Origin of the sequence: Agathobaculum sp., from assembly GCF_050946325.1 — a bacterium.
In the GTDB taxonomy this organism is placed as follows: Bacteria; Bacillota; Clostridia; order Oscillospirales; family Butyricicoccaceae; genus Agathobaculum.
This window is the reverse complement of the sequence record NZ_JBMNUP010000187.1, coordinates 1-2,679: the sequence shown is the minus strand read 5'-3', so window position 1 is coordinate 2,679 and position 2,679 is coordinate 1. Positions and strand designations below refer to the sequence as shown.

Annotated in this window: 2 protein-coding genes and 2 pseudogenes; all 4 read left to right on the top strand. The window is 48.1% G+C overall.

What is annotated here, in order from left to right; all coding sequences use genetic code 11:
• Positions 1-298 (top strand): annotated as a pseudogene (locus tag ACOYIE_RS10360) (phosphatase); the annotation flags it as partial.
• 39 nt (positions 299-337) lie between these two features.
• The gene (gene dnaX / locus ACOYIE_RS10355; RefSeq protein WP_433412920.1) at positions 338-1,921 is read left to right on the top strand and encodes a DNA polymerase III subunit gamma/tau; all 1,584 of its coding nucleotides are present in this window, start codon (positions 338-340) and stop codon (positions 1,919-1,921) included.
• A 109-nt stretch (positions 1,922-2,030) separates the two neighbouring features.
• Positions 2,031-2,366, top strand: a complete 336-nt coding sequence (locus tag ACOYIE_RS10350) for a YbaB/EbfC family nucleoid-associated protein (RefSeq protein WP_433412918.1) — start codon at positions 2,031-2,033, stop codon at positions 2,364-2,366.
• Between the two features lie 4 nt (positions 2,367-2,370).
• A pseudogene (locus ACOYIE_RS10345) lies at positions 2,371-2,679 on the top strand (recombination protein RecR); the annotation flags it as partial.

The window sequence follows — 2,679 nt, the reverse complement described above, 5'->3', positions numbered from 1 at the left end:
GCAGGAAGCTGCGCGCCTGGGAAAATTAATTGAAATTAACAATCATTCGTTTCGCTATCGCACGGGCAGCGAACCAAACTGCAAGGATTTTATGAAATTATGTATGGAATATGGTGTGCGGATCACAGTTTCTTCTGATGCGCATATATGCTACAATTTAGGAAGATTTGATTGTGCAATTGCGGCGATTCAGGAGCTCCACTTTCCAGAGGAGCTGATTGTCAGCCGCAATCTGCAGTCTTTTGAAGGGTATCTGAGCGAGCGAAAACAAAGGATCGAGCGGGCTGTCGGCCGATGAAAACGGTTGTGGAAAATTCTGGAGGTAAAGGAATCAGGCATGGCATATAAAACATTATACAGGGTGTTCCGGCCTTCTGTTTTTGATGAGGTGTACGGGCAGCAACACATTACGGAAATTTTAAAAAAGCAAGTTATGAGCGGCAGACAGGCCCATGCTTATTTATTCTATGGGCCGCGCGGAACGGGAAAGACCAGTACAGCAAAAATATTGGCCAATGCGCTGAACTGCCTGCATCCGCAGGATGGAAACCCGTGCGGAAATTGTGAAGTATGCAAAAGTTTTCAAAACGATGCGTTTGTGGATATTGTAGAAATTGACGCTGCTTCCAATAACAGTGTGGATAACATTCGTGATATTCGGGAAAAGGTGTCTTTATTGCCTGCTGCCGGAAAATTTAAGGTGTATATTATTGACGAAGTTCATATGCTGTCGCCGGGGGCGTTCAACGCATTGTTAAAAACACTAGAAGAACCGCCGCCGCATGCAGTATTTATTCTTGCAACAACAGAAATTCGCAAACTGCCGGCAACAATTTTGTCGCGGTGCCAAAGATATGATTTTAAACGGATTTCAGAAGAAGATATTATGGCGCGCCTGAAAGAAGTCGCTCAGAAAACAGGAATTTCCTGCGAAGAAGAAGCTCTTCAGATGATTGCACAGGCGGCGGAGGGCGCGATGCGGGATGCACTTTCTATTTTAGATCAGTGCATTGCCGGAAAAGATTCGCTGACGCTCGCCGATGTCAACGAGGCGATGGGGCTGGCAGACAGCCGGCTGATTCGGGAATTGTGCGATGCCGTGGCAGAAGAGAATCCATCGCAGGCGTTGCGGCTTGCAAACGATATGCTGTATGAAGGAATTGAGCCGCATAACATTCTCAGGGATATTGTGGTAGAACTATCGGCGCGTCTTGCGCGTGCCGCTGCAGACGCTTATCAGTGCGCCAATTTGCTGCGGATGCTGGAAGTTTTTATTTATAACCAAAATATTTTGCGGTATGCAGCAACACCAGACGCGGTGTTAATTGCAGCGATCGCTCGGGCCGCTTCTAATACTACCGATGTTGATACCAAGGATTTGGAGCTTCGTGTTAAAAAACTGGAACGCCGGGTAGAAAAATTGGCAGAGGCATGCGGCGGGGGAGTACAAGAAAATACGTCTTTGCGGAGCCAGCAGAAAGCAGAGACGTCTGTACCAGAAAAGCCTGCCGTTTCTCCGGCCATTCAAAAAATAGAGCGCCAGGAAGCCGCGGAAAAAGCAGTGGAAAAAGCAAACGAGGTAGCGCCAAAGCTGGCGGCAGACGGGCGGGAGTTAGAGCAGCTTAAGAAATTGATTAGTGCAGAAATTCCGGTGCTGGCCCCGGCAGCGCAAGCAATTCAGGCAATGAAAATGCGGGGAAGTATTTTGGATTTACAGGCAGACGAGGAAGACGGCGTGCTGGTAGACATGCTGCGCAAAGAGGAATACGCGAAGCAGATGAACGAGATTACGGCCAAGGTGTTTGGACGTCCGGTTGTGATTGACATCGTCTATCAGAAAACGCAGCCGCAGCAAGAGGAGAAAAGTATTGAAGATCAGCTCGCGGAGTTAGTGGGGAAGGATAAGGTTGTCATTAAATAGGCTGGTTGTGTTTCGGTGAAACACAACGATTGGGCCTTGGAAGATCACGCTTTGGATAGCGCGTGGCAATATTTTATAGCACAAGACAGAGAAATGGAGGAAAACAACTATGGCAAGAGGTGGATTCCCAGGTGGGATGAATATGCAAAATATGATGAGGCAAGCACAGCAAATGCAGGCACGCATGCAGCAAATGCAGGCCGAGCTGGAAGAACGCGAGGTAGAAGCAACAGCAGGCGGCGGAATGGTCCGCGTGGTTGCAACGGGGAAGAAGATGATCAAAAGTATTGAGATCAAAGAAGAAGTGGTCGACCCGGATGATATCGAAATGCTGCAAGATTTGGTCATGGCGGCCGTTAATGAGGCACTTTCCAAAGCAGATGAAATGGTATCGGCAGAAATGGGAAAAATTACCGGGGGAATGAACTTAGGAGGTTTATTCTGATTTGATGGAGCTGCAATCCTATTCCAAGCTGGTTGCCCAGTTTTGTAAACTCCCGGGGGTAGGAGTCAAAACAGCGCAGCGGCTTGCGTACCACATTTTAAAAATGCCGGAGGAAGAGGTCAGACAGTTTGCGGTCGATATGTATGATGCGCGCCGTAAAGTAAAATACTGTAAGGTGTGTGGAAACCTGTGCGAGGGTGAAGTGTGCAGCATTTGTGCAGATGCAAAGCGCGACCGTTCGGTGATTTGCGTGGTGAAAGATGCAAGAGATGTGTTTGCGATTGAGAAAACACATGAATACCACGGGCTTTAC